General features: G+C 70.6%; 16 protein-coding genes and 1 pseudogene. 8 read left to right on the top strand and 9 right to left on the bottom strand.

All coding sequences use genetic code 11. From position 1 onward, the window contains the following. Positions 1 to 100: 100 nt before the first annotated feature. From ABT006_RS23885 to ABT006_RS23895, 3 genes are read right to left on the bottom strand one after another with little or no spacing between them, the layout of a single operon-like run. Positions 101 to 832 carry a hypothetical protein gene (locus ABT006_RS23885; protein WP_350709725.1) on the bottom strand — a complete coding sequence of 244 codons (732 nt, stop codon included), beginning with the start codon at positions 830 to 832 and terminating at the stop codon, positions 101 to 103. Continuing rightward, on the bottom strand, positions 829 to 1617 hold the full coding sequence (locus ABT006_RS23890; protein WP_350709727.1) for a hypothetical protein: 789 nt from the start codon (positions 1615 to 1617) through the stop codon (positions 829 to 831). The genes ABT006_RS23885 and ABT006_RS23890 overlap by 4 nt, the downstream gene beginning before the upstream one ends. Next, on the bottom strand, positions 1614 to 2363 hold the full coding sequence (locus ABT006_RS23895; RefSeq protein WP_350709729.1) for an ABC transporter ATP-binding protein: 750 nt from the start codon (positions 2361 to 2363) through the stop codon (positions 1614 to 1616). The genes ABT006_RS23890 and ABT006_RS23895 overlap by 4 nt, the downstream gene beginning before the upstream one ends. A gap of 96 nt (positions 2364 to 2459) precedes the next feature. Here ABT006_RS23895 and ABT006_RS23900 point away from each other — a divergent pair, with 96 nt between their 5' ends. Together ABT006_RS23900 and ABT006_RS23905 are read left to right on the top strand one after the other, a co-directional pair. After that, complete coding sequence (locus tag ABT006_RS23900; RefSeq protein WP_350709731.1) at positions 2460 to 3332, top strand: sensor histidine kinase; 873 nt, start codon at positions 2460 to 2462, stop codon at positions 3330 to 3332. 2 nt (positions 3333 to 3334) lie between these two features. Further along, positions 3335 to 4000, top strand: a complete 666-nt coding sequence (locus tag ABT006_RS23905; protein ID WP_350709847.1) for a response regulator — start codon at positions 3335 to 3337, stop codon at positions 3998 to 4000. Between the two features lie 437 nt (positions 4001 to 4437). Here ABT006_RS23905 and ABT006_RS23910 read toward each other — a convergent pair whose 3' ends face one another. The 3 genes from ABT006_RS23910 to ABT006_RS23920 are packed head-to-tail and all read right to left on the bottom strand — an operon-like array spanning position 4438 to position 7625. Continuing rightward, positions 4438 to 6177 (bottom strand): multicopper oxidase family protein, encoded by a 1740-nt coding sequence (locus ABT006_RS23910; protein ID WP_350709733.1) that lies wholly within the window; start codon positions 6175 to 6177, stop codon positions 4438 to 4440. Beyond that, the gene (locus ABT006_RS23915) at positions 6174 to 6626 is read right to left on the bottom strand and encodes a DUF6220 domain-containing protein (protein WP_350709735.1); all 453 of its coding nucleotides are present in this window, start codon (positions 6624 to 6626) and stop codon (positions 6174 to 6176) included. The genes ABT006_RS23910 and ABT006_RS23915 overlap by 4 nt, the downstream gene beginning before the upstream one ends. A 9-nt stretch (positions 6627 to 6635) precedes the next feature. After that, the gene (locus ABT006_RS23920) at positions 6636 to 7625 is read right to left on the bottom strand and encodes a carboxymuconolactone decarboxylase family protein (protein WP_350709737.1); all 990 of its coding nucleotides are present in this window, start codon (positions 7623 to 7625) and stop codon (positions 6636 to 6638) included. A gap of 143 nt (positions 7626 to 7768) precedes the next feature. Between ABT006_RS23920 and ABT006_RS23925 the strand changes: the two genes are divergently transcribed. The 3 genes from ABT006_RS23925 (at position 7769) to ABT006_RS23935 (ending at position 11231) form a co-directional block, all read left to right on the top strand. Next, positions 7769 to 8899 (top strand): sensor histidine kinase, encoded by a 1131-nt coding sequence (locus ABT006_RS23925; protein ID WP_350709739.1) that lies wholly within the window; start codon positions 7769 to 7771, stop codon positions 8897 to 8899. A gap of 76 nt (positions 8900 to 8975) precedes the next feature. Beyond that, positions 8976 to 9638 (top strand): response regulator, encoded by a 663-nt coding sequence (locus tag ABT006_RS23930; RefSeq protein ID WP_350709741.1) that lies wholly within the window; start codon positions 8976 to 8978, stop codon positions 9636 to 9638. 306 nt (positions 9639 to 9944) lie between these two features. Beyond that, positions 9945 to 11231 carry an erythromycin esterase family protein gene (locus tag ABT006_RS23935; protein ID WP_350709743.1) on the top strand — a complete coding sequence of 429 codons (1287 nt, stop codon included), beginning with the start codon at positions 9945 to 9947 and terminating at the stop codon, positions 11229 to 11231. Between the two features lie 243 nt (positions 11232 to 11474). On the opposite strand, the pseudogene ABT006_RS23940 reads toward ABT006_RS23935, so the two are convergent. After that, positions 11475 to 11573 (bottom strand): annotated as a pseudogene (locus tag ABT006_RS23940) (IS5 family transposase); the annotation flags it as partial. 671 nt (positions 11574 to 12244) lie between these two features. Between ABT006_RS23940 and ABT006_RS23945 the strand changes: the two are divergent. The 3 genes from ABT006_RS23945 to ABT006_RS23955 all read left to right on the top strand — a co-directional run bounded on the left by ABT006_RS23945 (position 12245) and on the right by ABT006_RS23955 (position 18006). Continuing rightward, the gene (locus ABT006_RS23945; protein ID WP_350709745.1) at positions 12245 to 12895 is read left to right on the top strand and encodes a hypothetical protein; all 651 of its coding nucleotides are present in this window, start codon (positions 12245 to 12247) and stop codon (positions 12893 to 12895) included. A 57-nt stretch (positions 12896 to 12952) separates the two neighbouring features. Continuing rightward, a complete protein-coding gene (locus ABT006_RS23950; RefSeq protein ID WP_350709747.1) occupies positions 12953 to 13738 on the top strand; it encodes a cobalt transporter in 786 nt (261 codons plus the stop codon). Between the two features lie 68 nt (positions 13739 to 13806). Then, the gene (locus ABT006_RS23955) at positions 13807 to 18006 is read left to right on the top strand and encodes a LamG-like jellyroll fold domain-containing protein (RefSeq protein ID WP_350709749.1); all 4200 of its coding nucleotides are present in this window, start codon (positions 13807 to 13809) and stop codon (positions 18004 to 18006) included. 79 nt (positions 18007 to 18085) lie between these two features. Here the strand turns inward: ABT006_RS23955 and ABT006_RS23960 are convergent, their stop codons facing one another. After that, the gene (locus ABT006_RS23960; protein WP_350709751.1) at positions 18086 to 18916 is read right to left on the bottom strand and encodes an alpha/beta hydrolase; all 831 of its coding nucleotides are present in this window, start codon (positions 18914 to 18916) and stop codon (positions 18086 to 18088) included. A 48-nt stretch (positions 18917 to 18964) separates the two neighbouring features. After that, positions 18965 to 19381, bottom strand: coding sequence for a hypothetical protein (locus ABT006_RS23965; RefSeq protein WP_350709753.1), 417 nt, complete (start codon positions 19379 to 19381; stop codon positions 18965 to 18967). Between the last annotated feature and the right edge of the window lie 75 nt (positions 19382 to 19456).

Here is a 19456-nt window from a genome sequence, read left to right on the forward strand (position 1 = left end):
GGTCCCGGAGCAGGCAGCGCTGGCCGGAAGATTGCTGGTGGGATCCGAGTCCCAGATCCCAGGAACCCTGCCGACGCGAGCGCGACCGTAGCCATAGCATTCATGGGTCGTGCCGGATGAATCGTGCGGTCGCGATGCTCATGATTAGGACGATCCACGCGAGGGCGATGAGAGCGCCGGACCCTGGGGTGAGTACGGTGTCCGTGTTGTCGTAGAGCTGTGCGACGGCGCGGTCGGGGAGCCAGCGGGCGTGTTCGGTGACCCCGGCGAGCACGGGAGAGACGATGAGCACGAGGCTGAGCGTTCCGACGAGTGCGGGCACGAGGTGTCGCACGAGCAACGCGACGGCGTGGGAGAGCAGGCCGATCAGCGTGAGGTGAGCCGCCGCGCCGGCAGGGAGCCAGGGCTCGCCGTCTACAGGAGGCGGGGCGTCTGTCAGATGCTGCGTTACCGTGGCGGCGGCGAGGCTTGCGCCGATACTCACTGCCGCCGTGACGGCGACGACGAGAAACGCGGCAACCGTCTTGCCGGTGACCAGCAGGCCACGGTTCGGCACGGACGTGAGGGTCGTGCGGAGCTGGCGGCCGGCGTGCTCGTGCGTGGCGGGCAGGATGCCCAGCAGAACGAACCCTGCCTGCACGAACGGCATCGTCTGGAGGGTGATGTCGATGGCTGATGCCTGCGCGCCCTGATCGGCTGCGGAGGCGGCGAGGGCTGCGGCGATCGCGATGCCGGTGAGAATCGTGCCGATGACGGTGAGCGTCGTTGCGGGCAGGGTGCGGAGCTTGTCGAGCTCGGCCGTGGTGACGTTTCCGATGAGCACGAGATTCACGCGTCTCGGCGGCGGAAGACGACTGCGGCGACGATGAGCAGGGCGAGTGTCCAGCCACCCATGACGAGCGCGCCTGGCACGGCGTCCAGCCCGCCCTCGACGGTGTAGAGGCCGCCGAAGAGCCTGCGGCCGGCCATGTCGGGAAGCCAGTGCGCGAGCGGAGTGAGGTTCGTCAGCAGCAGCGAGAACGACACGACAGAGCTGTTCACGATGAGAACGATGAGCGGGATGATGCCGCTGCGGGTGAGCACCGTGATCGCAAACGCGATGAGCCCGGTGAGAGTCCAGTAGAGGGTGCCGCCGATACAGCGCGTCACCGCTTCGTCGAGCGTAACGGTCTCGGTTCCGGCCTGGCCGATGACGGCCCGTGCGATGCCGACGGTGATGGGCAGGGTGACTGCGGCGACCACTGCGACGAACACGACGATGGTGGCCGCCTTCGCCGTGAGCAGACCCACCCTGCGCGGGGATGCGGTCAGGGCCGCAGTGATCTGCCGGCCGCCGCCGGCATCGGTGCTGTTGGCCGTGTACTCGCTGCTGAAGACGATGACCCCGATGACGACCGCGCCGACGGTGCCCAGCGGCATCGCGGCGAACGCCGTCTCGAACGGGGAGGTGAACCCTCGCGTCTCCGGCTGGCTCGCGTCGAGCGCGGCACGAGTCGAGAAGGCGTTCAGTAGCGTGATCGCGACCGATCCGAGCAGCGCCACCGCAACCCCGGCCCACGCGGCGGGCAGGGTCGCGGTCTTCCGCAGCTCCGCTGCAAGCATGTTCCATGCGTTCATCGCCCGACCCCGCTTCCGCCGCCGGTGAGGGCGAAGAAGGCGTCCTCCAGGCTGCCGTACCCGACAGTCACTTCCGCCAGAGTCCCGGCCTTGACGATCCGACCGCCGGCGATGACGACGAGATCATCGGCGAGTCCTGCGACCTCACCCATCAGGTGGCTGGACAGCAACACGGTGCCACCGGCGTCAGCATGACGGCGCAGCAGCCCGCGAACCCAGCGGATGCCCTCCGGGTCCAGGCCATTGACCGGCTCATCCAGCACGAGCGCCTCCGGCTCGCCCAGCAGCGCCGTCGCAAGCCCGAGCCTTCGACCCATGCCCAGCGAGTACCGGCCGACGCGGGCCCTGCCGGCGTCGGCCAGTCCGACCTGTTCCAACACTTCCCCGATGCGGCGGCGCGGGATGCCGTTGCTGCGCGCCACCCAGACCAGGTGGTTCCGTGCCGTGCGGGAGCGGTGCGCGCCGGAGCCGTCGAGCATCGACCCGACCGTGCGGAGCGGATTACGCAGGCTCCGGTACGGGCGGCCGCCGACGAGGGCACTGCCGCCATCGGCGCGGTCCAGCCCGAGCAGGATCCGCAGCGTGGAGGACTTACCCGCGCCGTTCGGGCCAAGGAACGCGGTCACCCGCCCCGGGCGCGCCTCGAAGCCGACGTGGTCGAGAACGGTGCGGGAGCCGTGGCGTTTGACGAGTTGTTCGACCAAGAGCATGACCAACATCTCAGACCGATCACGTCGCGCAGGCATCGGCCCCGAGTCGGGACTTCGCCGTGATCCTCTGACGGTGGTCTGTCAGACCCGGGTCTGATGTGCGCGGACGGCCAGAAACCTAGACTTGGACAAGTGGAATCCACCGATCGGCCCGTGCTGCGCTCACGCGTGTGGCTGATCGCCGCCCTCCTGCTCGCGACCCTTGTCCTCGCGCTGTCGACCATCGGCATGAGCCGGCCGGCCGGAACCCTTGCCGTCCTGCTCGCCGCCGCCGGCTGCGCTGTTTCGGTGCTGGCGTGGGCGCTGCTGCGCACCCGCCGGCAGCGGCGCATCTACGAGGACGAACTGACCGCCTGGGCGGCCGAACGGGCCGCGCACGCCGAGCGGCTGCGCATCGCCCGCGACCTGCATGACCTCGCCTCCCACGGGCTCGGACTCATCACCGTCCGTGCCGCCGCCGCACGCACCCTCACCGGGCCGGCCGGTGACGCGGAACGCGTAGCCGCGCTGACCGACATCGAACGCGCCGGCCGCCAGGCCACCACCGAGTTGCGCCGGCTGCTCATGGTGCTGCGCACCCCCGGCGACGACGCGCCCCTGCGACCCGCCGAGACCCTGGACGACCTTCCCCGCATCGTGCACGCCGCCCTCACCAGCGGAGTTACCGTGACCCTCGACATCGGCGACATCGGCGAGATGTCCGCAGGCGTGCAGCTCACCGTGTGCGCGATCGTGCGCGAGGCCCTCGCCAACACCGCCCGGCACGCCGGGCCCACGGGCGCCCACATCGCCGTTCATCGCGACGATGACGCGATCATCGCCACGGTCGCCGACGACGGGCCCATCCCCGGCTGGGTGCCCCACCCCGGCGCCGGGGCGGGCCTGGCAGGTCTACGCGAGCGCGTCGGCGCGTTGGGCGGTAGCTTGCATGCCGAACGCGCCGGCCACGGGTACCGAGTCACCGCACGCCTGCCCGAGACCACTGACCGAGCGGGACGCCGATGACCATGCCCGTCCAAGTGCTCGTCGTCGACGACCAACCCCTCATCCGCCACAGCCTCCGGCTCATCATCGACAGCGCACCCGACCTCGTTGTCGCCGACGAGGCGGACAACGGCGAGGCGGCCGTCGCCCGTGCCAGGCAACTGCGCCCTGACGTCGTGCTCATGGACATCCGTATGCCCGGCGGTGACGGCATCGACGCCACCCGCCGCATCACCGCCGACCCTGCCTTGACCAGTATCCGCATCCTCGTGCTCAGCATGTTCGAGCTGGATGAGTACGTTCACGCCGCACTCCGAGCCGGAGCCAGTGGCTTCCTCCTCAAAGACGCCGAACCTGGCCAGCTCATCGACGCGATACGGCGCACCCATAGTGGCGAGTCGCTGTTCGCCCCGAGCATCCTCACCCGTCTCGTGGAGCACTACCTCGCCCAGTCCGCGCCGAGAGCAGCGCGGACTCAGAGCGTACTCACCGATCGAGAGAACGAAGTGCTCACGCTCGTCGGCCGTGGTTTGTCCAACCAGGAAATCGCTCAGGCCCTCAGCATCTCGATGGGAACCGTGAAGACCCACATCGGCAGCCTCCTGTCCAAGCTGCACGCCCGCGACCGCGCACAGCTCGTCATCTCCGCATACGAACAAGGGCTCGTCTCCACACCCCAACAACGATGAACTCCGGATCTTTCGGCCGTGCTGGCGCCGGTGCGGGCCGCCCCGACCGGGACGGCCGCGTTTCAACGGTGACGGCACGCACCTGCTTCACCCCGCAGCGGAGAGCCTCGGTGTGGTGATCGGGCGGAAAGCGCGTGTCTTGCCCGCAGGGACGTCGGTACCCGGGGCGGCATCGTTGGCGGATGGACGCAGAGACCGCCCGCCGGACCGGAAGCGCCGCCTTTTCCGTCGTCCTCGGCGACGGTTGGTTGGTGGGCGCCCGCCCTGGCGCCGCATGAGCGGGCCCGCGGCCTCGACCGGTCAGCCAGCCGGGCGACGTGACGTCCAGGGCCCGGCTCAGCCGGTGGCGGGACCGCCCGGGCTGTCAGCAGGGACGAGGAGCGTCCTACCGCGCCGTCGAGTCACCTGCCGCGGTCACCGTGGGTTCACAGCCAATGTCACGAGTACATCAGGTGCAGCGTCATCCCGGCGTCGGCGTGCGCCAGGTTGTGGCAGTGGTTGGCCCACATCCCGGGGTTGTCGGCCCGGAACGCCACCTCCCAGACGTCGCCGGGGCGCACGTCGAAGGAGTCCAGCCACAAGGGACTCCCGGTCGCCGGTTTTCCGTTGCGGGTCAACACCAGGACGTGATGCCCGTGCAGGTGCCACGGGTGCACGACCTGGGACCGGTTCACGATCGTGAACCTGACGATGTCGTCGAGGCGTACGACCTGAGGCGGGATGTCGGGCTCGGCCGCGCCGTTGACGGTGTGGGCGTACCGCGGAAGCAGTCCGCGCAGGTCGAGGCCGCGGTCGAGGACGAGGGTGAACTCCTTGTCGAACCGGGACCACGGCACCGGAGAGGCGACGCCGTAGCTGAGCGGATCCAGCACCGGCCATGCGCCGGTCGCCGCCGACACCGGTCCGGTCGAGTAGACCTCGCGTCCGTCGACGAACAGCGCCACCGGCGTGGCGGGCGCGGTGAACACCAGGTCGTAGCGTCCCCCGGCCGGGATCATCACCGCGGTGTCCACGAGCGGCGTCGGGCCCCGCAGGTCGGATCCGTCGATCGCGGCGACCCGGAACGGGGTCCCGGCCAAGGCGTACCGGTGGGTCGTGCTGTCGGTGTTGATCAGCCGCAGCCGCACGGGCACCCCCGCCTCGACCGGCTCCGTTCTCGGTGCGGGCAGCGGAAGGCCGGAAAGGGTGTGCACCGGCACGGTGACGTCGACGCCGGTCACCGGCGCCGGGCGCACCACCAGGACACCGTAGAGCCCCTTCCGTACGCCGATGTCGGATACCGCGTGCGTGTGGTACCAGTACGTCCCGACCTGGTCGGCGCGGAACCGGTAGACGAACTCCTGTCCGGGCAGCACCGTCGCCTGCGTCACGCCGGGCACCCCGTCCTGGCTGTTCGGCACGTCGTACCCGTGCCAGTGCAGCGTGACCCCCCGCCCGATGTCCCGGTTGCGCAGCGTCACCTCGAGGACGTCGCCGACGGTGGCGGTCAACTCCGGCCCGGGAACCTGCCCGTTGAACGCCCACGCCTCGACGTCCCTGCCGCTCACGCTCACCGTGGCGGTCCCGGCCGTCAGTGTGAACCGCCTGGTCGGTTCGCCAGCGGTCGGCGCATCCCGATATCGGTGATCATGTGGTACGCCGGGAGCGGCGTCCGGAGTGACGGCCAGCCCGGTCCCGGTCACCAGCGCCGCGACCGCCACCGCGAGGGCCACCCTCGACACCGTCGGCGACGGGCGTGCGCCGAGAGCGCGCCACGTGACCGCGGTCGCCGCGACGACCCCGGCGACCGCCAGCAGTCCGACTCCCGCCGACGCCGGATAGCCGTGCAGGACCGTCACGAGCAGGCCGCCGCTTCCGGCGTATCCGGCGAAGAGAAGCGGGACCGCGACGGAGCGGATGTCGCCCGGGGCCCGCAGCAGCCGCGGCCCGGCGACGACCACCGCCGCGAGTGACAGTGGGGCGGCGACGAGGACCTTCTCCGCCGCGAACCACCAGCCGGCGCGGGCGAGCGCGGTGATCGTGATCGCCCGGGCGAGCGTGGCGAGCAGCGCGAAGGCGGCCAGTCCCAGTGCGAGCGGCCGGCGCCGGGCGGCCGACGCGGCGCCGCCGCCCAGCCACCCGGCGGCCGCGAGGACCGCGATCACCAGGTCGGCCGCGAGCAGCGAGCCGGTGGTCATGCCGGCTCCCCTTCCCGGACGGCCACCGGGGCGACGTCGGTCGCCGGCAGGTTGGCCAGCCTCCGCGCTGCCTGGTGGACGCTGACCACCACGTGCACCACGATGATGCCGTTGAGCGCGTGCAGCCCGGCGATGGTCAGGCCGAACGGGGTGCTGGCGCCCGCGGCGTCGGTGGACCCGTTCGCGAGCCCGGCGATGAGCGCCTGCACGACGACCAGGCCGAGCGGCAGGGCCGCCAGCCCGACGGTCCGGCCCGGCGCCTTCGCCAGCACGGCGAACAGGATGGTGACCAGGGTGAGCACGGGGATGACCACCATCCCGTTGACGCTGTGCAGCGCATATGCGTCGTCGCCCGCGGGTTTCGTGAACGCGCCCACGGCGGCGAAGATGAACTGCAGGGCGAACGCGGCGAGCGACAGAGCGCTGACGATGACGAATGCCTTGCGCATGGTGAGCTCCTAGTGGTGAGCCGGGGACAGTGCCTGCGCGACGTGATCGGTGGCCGTGATCGCGCCGTACGCGACCAGCCGCACGAGGTCAGCGTCGTCCGGATGGGAGAGCCGCCAGAGGCCGACGTCGCCCGGGCTGATCGCGCTGGGCGCGAACGCCGCCAGCAGCGCTATCCGCGTGCCGACGCGGTCCGTGCCGGGCACGTCCCGGACCAGATCGACGGCCCAGTCCGCGGGCCGGGCCGGGTACCGTCCGTCCTCCCACCGCACCGTGGCCGTGACGGTCCGGCGAGCCACGTCGCCCAGGAGGTCCCCGCCTCGCGTGGCGGCGTCCTTCAGCGACGCGTACGCGACGCCGACCGGGCTGTCCCCGGCCCAGACCGGTGGCGCCGTCGCGCCGGCGTCGAGTAGCGGCAGGCTGCGACCGGGCTCCTTCGGCTCCCGGGCCACCCTGGCGTAGAGCCGGCCCCCGACCGACCGCACCAGCGGGGAGCGCTGCAGGCCGCCGGGCAGCAGATCCGGGTCGAGCAGCGCCGAGACGATCCGGTTGATGAACTGGAAGGCGAGCAGGGTGCCGGTGACCTCGGGGCGGTACGGGCTGGTCCAGGCGGCGGCCCGGGGACTCCGGCTGGCCTCGGCCCAGCCGACGAGCTCGGCGTGCCTCGGCTCCGGTGGCGTGCCGCCCCGGGCGATGACCTCGGCCAGCTCGTGCTCGCCGAGGGCGTGCAGCAGCATCACGTGGGCGTCGACGCAGAACCGGCAGCGGTTGGCCCGGGACACCGCCGACGCGACGAGTTCGCGGTCGACCCGGGAAGCGTCCCCGGCGAGCAGGGCCTCGCGCATCAGCGCCCACGCCGCGGCCTGCACCTCCGGCACGGCCGAGAGCGCCTGGAAGGTGGGCACCGGCCCGAGGAACTCGTCCCGCAGCTGCCGGTAGACCTCCGCGGTGAGACCGGTCGCGGCCTTCGCGGGAACCGGGGTGAAGAAGCGGTATGTCATGGGTTCGATGCTCGCCGCGGCGGGCCGGGAAAACGTCGTGCCGCCGCAGGCACTTGCCCGGCCGCCGATACCGCGTCCGCAGTACGCCTCATCTACCGCGGACGGGGGATGCTCCCTGATGACGGCCGCTCTACAGTTCGATCATGCGCCGCGATCTGCCGTACGCCCTCAGCGGCCTCGCCCTCGGCGGCCTCCTGCTCGGCAACGCCGCGCTCGCGCCGGACGCCGCACCGGTGCGGGCGATCGACGTCGCCCTGGTCCTGGTCATGGCGGCGACCCTGGCCGTGTGCCGGCGCTACCCGGTGGTGGCGTTGAGCGTGGTGACCGCCGCCATGCTGGCCCTGCACATCCGGGTGCACGCCGGGGTGTACGCCGCGTTCCCCGTCCTCGGCACGGTCTACCTGGCCGCCTGGCGAGGGCACCGAGCGGCCGCCGCTCTGGCCAGCCTCGTCTTCCTCGGCGGCTTCCTGGCCCGCGACGTCTCGGCCGCGCCCGCCGACCGGCCCAGCCAGCAGATCGCCGAGCGGACCGCCCTACTACTGGGCTGGTTCTTCGCGGCCAACGTCGCCGGGCTCGTCGCGCGGCAGCGCCGGGCCTACCTGGAACAGGTCGAGCAGCGGGCGATCGAGGCCGAACGCACCCGCGAGGAGATGGCGTTGCGCCGCGCTGGAGAGGAGCGCCTGCGCATCGCCCGGGACCTGCACGACTCACTGACCCACAGCATCTCCGTGATCAAGGTGCAGGCCGGGATCGCCGTGCACCTGGCCCGCAAGCGCAACGAGGAGCCGTCAGCCGCGCTGCTGGCGATCCAGGAGGCCAGCGGCGCCGCGATGCGGGAACTGCGGGCGACGCTGGACGTCCTGCGCTCGCCCTCGGACGCGGACCGCGTCGGACTGGCCCGGGTGGACGAGCTCGCCGAGCGGACCCGGGCGGCCGGCGTACCGGTACAGGTGACCGTCACCGGTCAGCCGCGGGACCTGCCCGCCGAGGTCGACCAGGCCGGGTATCGCGTGGTCCAGGAGGCGCTGACCAACGTGGCCCGCCACGCCGGCCCCGCCACCGCCCGGATCCACATCGAGTACGCCCCGGCGCAGCTCACGGTCTCGGTGGACGACGACGGCCAGGCGTCGCCGGTCCGGCCGGTGACCCCGGGGGTGGGCCTACGCGGCATGCGGGAACGGGTCACCGGGCTGGGCGGGACGCTGCAGGCCGCCGCCCGCGACAGCGGCGGGTTCGCGGTACGGGCCACGTTCCCGCTGGGCGGTCCAGCATGACCGAGCGCTTGCGCGAGGTCTCACCAGCTCAGCCTGTCACGGATCGTGGCGGCTCCGACCGGAGGGATGAGTCGGCATGATCCGGGTCCTGCTCGCCGACGACCAGGCGCTGATGCGGGCCGGATTCCGGGCGTTGCTCGACGCCGAGGACCACCTGGAGGTCGTCGGCGAGGCCGCCGACGGCGCTTCGGCCGTCGAGCTGTCGCGGCGCCTGCGGCCGGACGTCGTGCTGATGGACGTGCAGATGCCGGGACTCGACGGCATCGAAGCCACCCGGCGCATTGCCGTTGCCCCCGACCTCGCCGCGGTCCGCGTCCTCATCCTCACCAACTACGGGCTCGACTCCTACGTCTTCGCCGCACTCCGCGCGGGCGCCAGCGGCTTCCTCCTCAAGGACGCCGACCCCGCCGACCTGCTGCAGGCCGTCGACGTCGTGGCTCGCGGCGATGCGCTGCTGGCCCCGGCGGTCACGCGTACCCTCATCAGCGAGTTCGTCGCCGGCCCGCCGCCGGCTGACCCGGCGGCCGGACGCGACGTGCTGACCGCCCGCGAACAGGAGATCGTCGAGCTCGTCGCCCGGGGACTGACCAACGACGAGATCGCCGAGCGTATGGTGATCAGTCCGTTGACCGCCAAGACACACGTCAACCGGGCGATGACGAAGCTGCACTGCCGCGACCGTGCCCAGCTGGTCGTGTGGGCGTACGAGTCGGGGCTGATCACGCCGCGTCGCCGATGACAGCCGGTCGGCGGCATGCCAGGCAGTTGGTTTCGGCCTGGTAAGCGTCCGGCGCGGTGAACCAGTCGGATCCGCCGAAAAGCGTCACCGAGCGGAAGCCCTGGCCGAAGCGGTACGGCTGACCGTCATCTGCCGCTCCTCGGTCTCGTCGACCGCATACCCGACAGGACACTCGAAAGGTGCTGCGCACCGGACGTGCATCCGGACGTCGAGGGACGCGGGTCCGGATGCTCGCATGGCCGATGCCTAACCGGGTACGGCAGGGGCTGTGACCGCAGGCTGGGACCTGACGCGGCGGGGGTGAGCATGGGACGCTACGACGACGAGGTGGTCGGGCTGGCAGCGCCGCTGGCGGACCCGGGCGACCTGGACGTGCTGCTGGACCGGATCGGGGACGCCCGGGTGGTGATGCTCGGCGAGGCGAGCCACGGCACGCACGAGTTCTACACCTGGCGCGCGGCGATCACCCGGCGGCTGATCGGGGAGAAGGGCTTCTCATTCGTCGCCGTGGAGGGCGACTGGCCCGACTGCGACCGGGTGGACCGCAGCGTCCGTTGCCAGGCCGCAGCGTCCAGCGACCCGCGGGACGCGCTCGCCACCTTCGAGCGCTGGCCGACCTGGATGTGGGCCAACGAGGAGATCATCGACTTCACCCGCTGGCTGCGTACCCGCAATGCGGGGGTGGAAGAGCCCAACCGCGCCGGGTTCCACGGCCTGGACGTGTACTCACTGTGGGAGTCGCTGCGAGAGATCATCACCTGGCTGCAGGAGCACGACCCGGAGCAGGTGCCGGCGGCGCTGGCCGCGTACCACTGCTTCCAGCCGTACGACGAGGACCCCCAGCAGTACGCGCTGGCAACCCGATTCGTGCCGAACAACTGCGAGAACGAGGTGGTGGACCTGCTCGTCGGACTGCGCGAGCGAGCCATGACCGACGGCCCGGGCCGCTTCGGGACCTGGCAGAACGCCGAGATCGTCGCCGGGGCCGAGCGCTACTACCGGACGATGGCGCGCGGTGGCCGGCAGTCGTGGAACGTCCGCGACCGGCACATGGACGACACCCTCGACCGGCTGCTGCGGCACTACGGGCCGGGATCGAAGGCGGTCGTCTGGGCACACAACACCCACGTCGGAGATGCCCGCGCCACCGACATGGCCGACGCCGGAGAGGTCAACATCGGCCAGCTCGCCCGGGAGCGGTACGGTCCGGACCAGGTCGTGCTGGTCGGCTTCGGCACCCACCACGGAACGGTGGTGGCCGGTGACGCCTGGGGCGCGCCGATGGAGGTGATGCCGGTGCCACCCGGCCGCCGGCACTCCCTGGAGGAGGCCCTGCACAACGCCGCCCCCGCGCAGGCCCTGTTCGTCTTCCCTGGCGACGGCAACCCCGACGTGCTCACCGACGAGCTCGACCACCGGGCGATCGGAGTCGTCTACCACCCCGAGCGGGAGAGCATCGGCAACTACGTACCGACGGTGCTCGGCGACCGCTACGACGCCTTCTGCTGGATCGACGAAACCCAGGCGGTCCGACCGCTACGCGTGCCGCCCACCAGCCTGGCCGAGCCCGAGACGTATCCGTCCGGCGTCTGAGGACGGCGCCGCGAATCAGATCCGAGGGCCGTTTGCCGTCGGACGCCTGGGGCAGTCGCGCGGGCCCAGCCAGAGTCAGGCGGGTGAGGGCGTCCTCGCGCAGGTACACGTTTCTGGGATGTTCGACCTGGTTGGCGAGGGCATACTCCTCCGGGAACCGGCAGCGGTGGTAGGCGGTGCCCTGGTTGTACTGGCCCTTCATGCGTCGGTCGCAGGCGGCGCAGTAGATCATGCCCCGTCGAACCCTCCGGGTGGTTCCTTCTGCCCTTCGGGTTGGGTACGGGCACCGGCGGCGTGCTGATGCGCCCGCGCGACGGTCGAGTCGACGCTGACGTCCCAGGTGCAAGGCGTACGCCTTCATGATCTCCTGCGTGGTGCGGTTGCCGGCCGCATCCCACGTTTCGAGCTTCAGGGCGACGTACCCGTTGGTGTCCGCCAGCTCGGGGTGGCGGACGGTCACCTCGTGCCGCCCGTCGCCTTCGAGGTCGACGTCCTGTGCGGCCTGCCACGATCCGCCCCCGTCGACGGACGTCCAGACCTTCAGACCGGCCAGGCGCGGCGATCCGGTGTGGCCGGCCGCTCGTGACGTGATCTGCATATGCCGCCGGTGGCGCCCAGTGAAAAACCGCTACCCGCCCTGACCGATCGGGAGGCCGCCCAGGAGGGGTGGAAGGTCCTGAGCAAGCCGCGCTGCTGCCCGCCGCGCCACCCGAGTCGTGCAGGCCATCCTCGTCGACCGCCCCACCGGCGCCTCCGTGGCCGGGCGCACCTATGACCTCCAAGCCGCCGAAGGCGTCCGCTACCCACGATGACAAGGGCTCATAGTTTCGTAGTCCGGCAATCTCTCCGTAAGGGTTCGCTCAGTTCCCGTGACCTCGTTGGTCATGTGCGGCCACAACAGTCATTGCGCTTCCGGTTGATCTCCAAGCGAGTGAGAGTCTGTTGTGTCTGCCCTGTGCCGTGCCCTACGCCACGCCTGGCGTTGCTTCTGCGGCGTACTCGTACTGGTGCTGATGGGGGTGCTGGTTCCGGATTCGGCCTCGGCGCATCCGTTCGGTGCCCCACAGCAGATCGTGGTCGCAGGCGAGGGCGATCACGGTGTGCGGGTCCGCTGGCTTGTCGGCGGTACCGATGACCTGACCCTGCTCGGCATCGCCCTCGGCGTGCTCCCGGAGGACCGGGTGATGCTGGACGGTGCGGTGATCTACAAGGCCTCCGACGCTGAGGCGTTGGCTGGGGCTCCCGAGTTCGCCGGGTACCTGACCGAGCGGATCAGCGTGACCCAGGACGGGCGGCCCTGCGAGGGCGAGGCCAGCGTGGCTGGCGACCTGGCCTCGGGCGGCGCCGCTGTGCTGTTCACCTGCCCCGAACCGGTGAGCACGGTGACCGTGACGTCGCGGATGCTCACCGACCTGCACGAGGCCTACCGGACGCTCGCCAGGGGCCCTGATGGGCAGAAGGCGGTGTACGACGCCACGCACGAGTCGGCGGACTGGACCATCAGCGCCGGCACGGGCACCGGTTCCCGCCTCGCGTCCACCCGGACCGCCGCCGCGGTGTCTGCGGGCGGGAGTGCCCTGCAACTGTCGGTCGTCGGGGGCGCCCTGCTGGCCGCCGGAGCGGCCGGGACTTTCTGGTACCGCCGGCGCGGACGAAAGGCCTGAACCATGAACGCCACCACCAGCGCCGGAACCGCAGCGGCACCCCTCGGCTCCGGCCCCATGGCCCTTCTCGAGGTCGATCTCTTCGGAGCCGCTGCCTTCGGCGACCGGCTGATCGAGACGGTGCAGTCGCCGGGTTTCGTGCCGGTGGCACTGGTGATCGCCTTCGTGGCTGGGGCTGCGCACGGGCTCGCTCCCGGCCACGGCAAGAGTCTCGCGGCGGCGTACCTGATCGGCTCCCGGGGCCGGGTCCGCGACGCTGCCTGGCTGGGCTTCTCGGTGGCCGTGATGCACACGCTCTCGGTGCTGGCCATCGCGGTCGCCTGGACCTTCTTCTCCCTCTCGGACCTGGTCAGCCTCGAGCGACTGACCACCGGACTGCAACTGGCGGCTGGGCTGACCGTCGTCGCCGTCGGGCTCTGGCTGCTGCGACGCCACCTGAGTCGACACGGCCACGCGCACAGTCACGCGCACGGCCACGACCACGGCCACGGCCACGGACATGGCCACACCAGCACATCCCGCCCGGGTCTCCTCCTCCTCGGCATGTCCGGCGGCCTGACGCCCTCGCCGGCGGCCTTCCTCGTGCTGGTGACCGGCATCTTCGCCGGGCGGGCCGGGTTCGCCCTCGTCCTCGTGGTCTGTTTCGGCCTCGGGCTCGCCGCGGTGCTCTTCACCGTCGGCCTCATGGCTCTCACCGGCCGCTCCCTCGTGACGCGCGCCGCCAAGTCCCACGTCCTCCTGCAGCTGGCCACCCGGGTAGCCCCGGTGCTGGCCGCCTGCGGGATCACCCTCATCGGCGTCGGCATCTCCGCCGCCGCCGTAGCCGGCCTACCCGGCACCTGACCTGCTCCCTCGGCCTCCCGGCCAGCCTGCCCACAACAGCAACAGATGACCCCCGAAAAGGAGATGTCGTGACCACACGACTCCATCCGTACGCCCGGAGGTGGCGCCGCCTGAGCGCGGCCGCCCTCGGGCTCGCGGTGGCCGGCGGCGCGCTGATGTCGCCCGCCCAGGCCGCTCCGACCCTGCTCGGCACCAGCCAGGCTGCCACAGTCCCGGCGGCCGACGTGCTCGACGTCGCCTTCACCGGCGGCACCACCACCGACCGGGCCCAGGGCCTCGCCCCCACCACCTGGGGCGCTCCGAGCTACGCCACCGACGCGGAGTTCGGCCACGACCTGCTCAAGGTGGACGGCGTCGACGACGCGGTCTCCTTCGACTTCACCAACCAGTGGAGCAAGTTCTCCACCGGCTTCGCCATCGAGTGCGTCTTCCGGGTCGACGCCACCATGCCGGTGAGCCCCGAGAAGGACCTCTGCTCCGACAAGGAGGCCGGCGGCTTCTCGATCTACGTCAACGGCGGCAACCTCGGCACGATGGCCCACATCGGCGGCGGCTACAAGTCGCTGCTGGCTCCGATCAGCGGTAACCGCTGGTTCCACGCCGTCTCGGTCTGGGACGGCCGGACCCTGAGCCTCTACCTCAACGGGCAGTTGGCCGGCTCGACCGCGGCCACCGGTACGCTCACCCCGCCGGCGTCCGCCGCGCGCCGCTTCGTGATCGGCGCCGACGCCGCCCCGACCGGCGTCGGCCAGTTTGCCCCGCCCGCCTCGTTCGCCGCGAGCAAGGTCTGGAGCACGGGACTGACCAGCGCTCAGGTTGCCGAGCTGGCGTCGGCCTACAACACCAAGCCGCCCGTCCCGGCGGCCGACGTCCTCGACGTCGACTTCGACGACGGCACCCCGAAGGACGACGCGCAGAACCTCGCCGTCACCATCCACGGCGACCCGGCGATCGCGCAGGACACCGCGGTGAAGGCGCGGGTCGCCTCCTTCGACGGCTCCGACGACGCCTACTCCTACGCCTTCGGCGACCAGTGGAGCAAGATCAGCACCAAGGTCTCCATCGAGTGCACCCTGAAGTCCAACGGCACCCTGCCCAACAGCGGTGAGCACTCCGTCTGCTCGGAGAAGGAGGGCGGCGGCTACTCGATCGTGATCTACGGTGACAAGCTGACCTTCACCGCGCACGTCGGTGGCGGCTACAAGTCGGCGCAGACCCAGATCGTTTCCGGCCGTTGGTACCACGCGGTCGGCACCTGGGACGGGCAGACGATCCGGCTGTACGTCGACGGCGTCCTCGCGGCCGAGGCACCGGCCGCCGGCGCGCTCGGGCTGCCCGGTGGCGCCGCCCGCAACGCCTTCTACATCGGCGCCGACGCGGTCAACCAGTTCTGGGCTCCGGCCTCGGTGCTCAACACCCGGATCTACTCCAAGGTGCTGAGCCTCGACGAGGTCAAGGCGCTCAACATCGCCGCTTTCGGCGACGTCCGTGACGCGGGCGTTGCCGTCACCTCGACCGTCCCGGCCGAGGGTGCCCACCTCCGCAGCCCGACCGAACTCAAGATCACCGTCACCAACCAGGGCAACGCCACCGGTTGGCGGTACCTGCTCGACGGCGCGCCGGTGCAGGTCGGCCAGGAAATCGGCGCCGGCCTGAAGTCCGGTAGCCACACCCTGCAGATCTCGGCGACGGACGTCTTCGGCAAGCCGATCAGCAAGACCGTGAGCTTCACCTCCGACGCCATTCCGGCCAGCGGCGGCACCGACGTCGGTCAGGGCAGCGGCCGGGTGACCCTCTCCGCGATCGCCCACAACCCCGACGGCGGCGAGGTCACCACCACCTTCAAGCAGGCCACCCCGAGCGTCCCGACCGGCGGCATCCAGGGTGTCGTCCCGGTGATGCCTTCGACGTTGGACTTCTCCTACAGCGAGGGCAGCCAGATCGGCACCGCACCACGCCCCGACGGCAATGCCATCGACAGCCCCTCCACGGGCGACATCCCCTTCCAGCGGTACGACGTCCAGGTACCGGCGTCGGCCGAGCGTCGCCAGATCCTGTGGAACGGTGTGGTCGACCCCGCGCGCGCGGTCTCGCTGCACGCCTGGAACCGCACCACCCAGGCATGGACCGAGCTCGCCACCGCCCGTGGCCAGGCCGAGGGTGAGACCGCGCTGAAGGCCGTCGTCCGGCCGGAACTGGTCGACAACGGCGTGGTCCACGTCCTGGTCACCGGCCAGGACCCGTTCGCCGACGACCTGGCGCCGCGCGACGCCACCGCCGGCGCCCCGGCCAACCGGGACCACTTCGGGGACCCGTCGACCTACGACTTCTCGCTGGCCCACTTCACCGACACCCAGTACCTCGCCGAGGGCGCGGTCGGTGGCACGTACGACGACTTCGACGGCATCGACGAGCCCAGCGACAAGATGACGATGGAGGAGCAGGCGCTCTGGGCGAAGTCCTACCGGGACACCACCCAGTGGCTGGCCGACAACGCCGCCAAGCGGAAGATCGCCTACACCGCGCACACCGGTGACATCACGGAGAACGACTACTACGACCCGCTGGCCACCGATGCCAACGGCAACCTGCTCCGCCCCGGTCTGGACGAGCAGGTGACCAAGGAGTTCCAGTTCACTGCCGAGGCGCAGCGCACCCTGGACACGGCTGGACTGGTCAACCAGGTCGTCGCGGGCAACCACGACAACCAGGGCGGTGCCGAGACCGGCCCGAACTCGCGGTTCAACCGGTACTACGGCCCGGAGCGCTACTACGAGGGGTCCAAGCTGTGGCCGGCCGAGTACAAGGCGTCGTACCACGCCTGGGACGAGACCACCGACGCCTCCGGCGCCGTGGTCACCCGCGGTAAGGACAACCAGAACAACTACGTCCTCTTCTCCGCGGGCGGTCTGGACTTCGTCGCGGTGGGCCTCTCCTACGGCGTCACCCAGGCCGAGGCCGACTGGGCCAGCTCGATTTTCCGGCGGTACCACGACCGTAACGGCATCCTGCTGACGCACGCCTACATCGCCCCGTCGGGTAAGCCGGACGGCCGAGGCGCCAACTTCTCCACCGACGGATCGCGGGCGTTCTCGAGCATCGTCGCGGCCAACCCGAACGTGTTCCTGGTCCTCGCCGGTCACGAGCACGGCGTCGGCACCAACCTCAAGACCGGGGTCGGCGTCACGGTCGAGCACAACGTGGTCGAGCTGCTCGCGGACTACCAGTTTTACAAGATGACCGCCGGCGAGCTGTGGCCGGAAAAGGTCGACGCCAAGGGCAACCTCGACCTCGACGGCGACGGCACCGTCGACCACAAGAAGGACGACCTGCTGCAGTTCGGCGCCAGCTTCCTGCGGCTGCTGCAGATCGACGTCGACCGGGCCCAGATGAGCATCGACACCTACTCGCCGATGCTCGACAACTTCGGTGCCACCGAGTACGACGACCGCAAGCGCTACAACGGCGCGGAGGACAACATGGTGCTGCCGATCGACCTGTCGTCGCGGAAGACCAGCTTCAGCACCGACAGTCTGGTTCTGGTCACGCCGACCGACACGGTGATCGGTCAGGACACGGTCAAGTCCGGCTGGCCGGCCACGGTGAACTGGAGTGGCCTGACCGAGCGCGAGCTCTACGCCTGGACCACCACCAGCCGCACCGGCGACGGTGACCAGGTGGGCTCGGTCGACCAGTTCGGCGGCATCTTCATCGCCACCGCCGCCGGCACGGACGTCACCGCGCCGGTGCTGACCGTCGCGGCCTCGACCTCGGTCAAGCAGGGCCAGGCCTTCGATCCGCTGGCCGGGGTCACCGCGGTGGACAACACCGACGGCGACGTCACCGACCGGATCCAGGTGATCGGCACCGTCGACACCGCCACCCCGGGTAGCTACCCGCTGACCTACCTGGTCTCCGACACCAACGGCAACCAGGCGGTCGCCAACCGGGTCGTCACCGTCACCCCGGCCGCGACCGTGGAACTCACCCCGACCTCGGTCCGGGCCAACGACGTGCAGGTCAACTGGAAGCAGACCTTGAAACTGACCGCGGCCGTCACGCCGACCACGGCGACCGGCCCGGTGCAGTTCATGATCGGTGAGGACGTGCTCTGCGAGGCCCCGGTCAAGAAGGGCATCGCCTCCTGCACCGTCAAGATGCTGCCCAACCCCGGCACCCACAAGGTGCGGGCGGTCTACGGCGGCGACAAGACCCACGCGGCGTCGTACGACGAATTCATTCTGACGGTGGTCGATCACAAGCGCTGATCGAGGGGTTCAACGGGGGACACCCCGGAGCGGGGCCGGTCACATCGGGCCGGCCCCGCTTCACGTCGTACGCCCGGTACTACGACTTCCTGGCGGGCCAGGCGCCGGTCGCGGCCGGCCAGCCGGCGTGCTCCACGGCCCAGGCCAGGACGTGGTCGGCGACCTCCTCCCACCCCCTCTGCGCGGGCAGCAGGTGCGCCATGCCTTCGTATTCCTTGATCTCGGTGATGGTCTTCGACGACTTGTAGTGCTCGGCGTTGGACCGCTGCACACTCGGCGGCATGAGGTGGTCCTCGCTGCCGGAGACGAACAGTAGCGGCGCCCGGTTGTCGTTGTGATAGTCGACGTGGATGTCCTGCGGGCCGGGCTGGAAGTTCGCCAGCACGCTGTTCCAGAGGATCCGCCCGGATGCCGGGATGTGGTACCGCTGGTAGAGATCGAGGGACTCTTCCTCGGTGAAGGTGTTGGCGAACGTGTACTTCCACTGCTCGGGCGTCAGGCCGACGGCCTTGTGCCGGTTCGCCGGGTCCTTCAGCACCGGGAACGTCGACTTGATCTGGGACAGCGGCGTGACGAGCACGCCCTCGGTCGCCGCGGAGTTGAGCGCCACGCCCGCGGCGCCGAATCCGTGGTCCAGCAGAACCTGCGTGAACGCACCGCCCGCGGAGTGGCCGATGATGATCGGCGGCTCGTCGAGGGCGCCGACCACCGACTCCAGGTGCGAGATGATCGCCGGGGCCGTCACCTCCTCGATCGGCGTCGGGTCGGCGTTGAGTGCCTCGACCTCCACCTCGAATCCTGGGTAGGCGGGCGCGATGACGTGGTAGCCGGCCCGCTGGTAGCGGTCGATCCAGTGTTCCCAGCTGCGCGGGGTCACCCAGAAGCCGTGGACGAGAACGATGGTCTTCATGCGGGGCGGCCTTTCCGGCGAGGTATTCGATGTGCTGAGTTACACCAATTAGACCGAATAGCTCGGCGGGATGTGACAGGAACGAATCAAGGCGGCCTTGTGCTCGGGCCGTCTCCAGACGTGGCCGGGCTGGTGTACATCGCTGCTCTTGAGCTGGAAGCCGTGATCTGGTGGCGCAGCGCCAGGACCTCTACGCCCTTGTCCCGGGTCGCTGATCGGATGCAGCCGCAGCAACGCGAACGCGTTCGTCACACCGAGACAGGCGTACAGCCCGTCAGGCGCCTGGACGACCTCGATGACGACACGACCGCGTTCGGGCGGCTCCGGGTCTGGTTCGCAGATCACCCGGCCGAAACCGAGTTCGGAGGCAGCCTGGTGCGGCGTGTCGGTGTGACCATGGTCAATGGATGGCGTATCCGGTTCGGTGGGACGGCGACGCGTGGTACAGGCGTTCTTCACCACCACCCCGCCCGCGTACGCCCACGTCCTGACCGAGGGCGCCGGCATCCACTCGCCGTGTCCGCCGTCTCTTCGCCCAAG

This window comes from Micromonospora sp. NPDC002717, from assembly GCF_040295705.1.
In the GTDB taxonomy this organism is placed as follows: Bacteria; Actinomycetota; Actinomycetes; order Mycobacteriales; family Micromonosporaceae; genus Micromonospora.

Bases quoted from the DNA above. Each gene is read 5' to 3' on its own strand.
- ABT006_RS23910 (WP_350709733.1), bottom strand. From the start codon at position 6,177: ATGACCACCGGCTCGCTGCTCGCGGCCGACCTGGTGATCGCGGTCCTC.
- ABT006_RS23915 (WP_350709735.1), bottom strand. From the start codon at position 6,626: ATGCGCAAGGCATTCGTCATCGTCAGCGCTCTGTCGCTCGCCGCGTTC.
- ABT006_RS23890 (WP_350709727.1), bottom strand. From the start codon at position 1,617: ATGAACGCATGGAACATGCTTGCAGCGGAGCTGCGGAAGACCGCGACC.
- ABT006_RS23925 (WP_350709739.1), top strand. From the start codon at position 7,769: ATGCGCCGCGATCTGCCGTACGCCCTCAGCGGCCTCGCCCTCGGCGGC.
- ABT006_RS23950 (WP_350709747.1), top strand. From the start codon at position 12,953: ATGGCCCTTCTCGAGGTCGATCTCTTCGGAGCCGCTGCCTTCGGCGAC.
- ABT006_RS23895 (WP_350709729.1), bottom strand. From the start codon at position 2,363: ATGCCTGCGCGACGTGATCGGTCTGAGATGTTGGTCATGCTCTTGGTC.
- ABT006_RS23960 (WP_350709751.1), bottom strand. From the start codon at position 18,916: ATGAAGACCATCGTTCTCGTCCACGGCTTCTGGGTGACCCCGCGCAGC.
- ABT006_RS23920 (WP_350709737.1), bottom strand. From the start codon at position 7,625: ATGACATACCGCTTCTTCACCCCGGTTCCCGCGAAGGCCGCGACCGGT.
- ABT006_RS23935 (WP_350709743.1), top strand. From the start codon at position 9,945: ATGGGACGCTACGACGACGAGGTGGTCGGGCTGGCAGCGCCGCTGGCG.
- ABT006_RS23905 (WP_350709847.1), top strand. From the start codon at position 3,335: ATGCCCGTCCAAGTGCTCGTCGTCGACGACCAACCCCTCATCCGCCAC.
- ABT006_RS23930 (WP_350709741.1), top strand. From the start codon at position 8,976: ATGATCCGGGTCCTGCTCGCCGACGACCAGGCGCTGATGCGGGCCGGA.
- ABT006_RS23945 (WP_350709745.1), top strand. From the start codon at position 12,245: ATGGGGGTGCTGGTTCCGGATTCGGCCTCGGCGCATCCGTTCGGTGCC.